The following is a 757-nucleotide window of genomic DNA, read 5'->3' as shown; positions in this document are numbered from 1 at the left end:
TAACATTCTCCCGAATAAGGGGAAGTATCTGCGGTACATGGTTATCACCTGCGGTGAGAACGTCCGCATATATGATGACCTCAAGGCGGAGCATAGGAAATGGACACGCAAGCTCTCTGATTGCTTCCGTTGGCTCAATCAAAAATATGGTTCAAATCTGTATTTCAGGGGGACTGAGTTCACTCATAATGAGGATCATGAAACCCTTAACATGCATATGAATATCCTCTTTGATCTGCCGTATTTGAAGGGGAACGGCTGGCAGGATTTTCTTGCTGATGTTCGTGAGAGGATGTCGTGCATTGTTAAGGATGCGGGAACTCTTGAGTCTGTTGATGAGGTCACAAAATATGTGACTAAGCCGAACGATATTGAGACGATGGAGGATGGCCATCTTGAGTGGTTCTATAATGAGACACTCAATACGCGACTGATACAGAGGTACGGATCGTTTAAGGAGTTCAAGGGGTCTCTTAATGATGAGAGGCTTCGCATCGTTCGAGATCAGTCTGATGGATCTCTGAAGATGATGAAGAAGCGTGTCATCAATGATGCTGAGCTTTTCACGAAGCGTGATGAAGGCGAAGCCACGATAGGTGTCCCTAAATCATTGGATATGTTCGGGCCCGATATTGCTATGGCTCTCTGTGTTGAGCCTTCTCTTGATGGTCGTGTCATCGTTGGTGATGAAATAAAATTCGAGCAGATGGAGAATAAGATTGTTGGGCTGATGCTCCCGCATCATGCTTTCTATAAC

The 757-nt window shown here is 45.3% G+C and carries 1 protein-coding gene; it reads left to right on the top strand.

Annotated elements, in window-relative coordinates:
• The coding region (locus KP705_RS15655; RefSeq protein WP_215764847.1) for a protein rep at positions 1–757 on the top strand (757 nt) is incomplete at both ends.

The sequence above is a fragment of the Gluconobacter sp. P1D12_c genome (assembly GCF_018812105.1).
GTDB classification, from domain to species: domain Bacteria; phylum Pseudomonadota; class Alphaproteobacteria; order Acetobacterales; family Acetobacteraceae; genus Gluconobacter; species Gluconobacter oxydans_A.
Note: the sequence above shows the minus strand (reverse complement) of the source record. Positions and strands in the feature narration are given on the sequence as shown.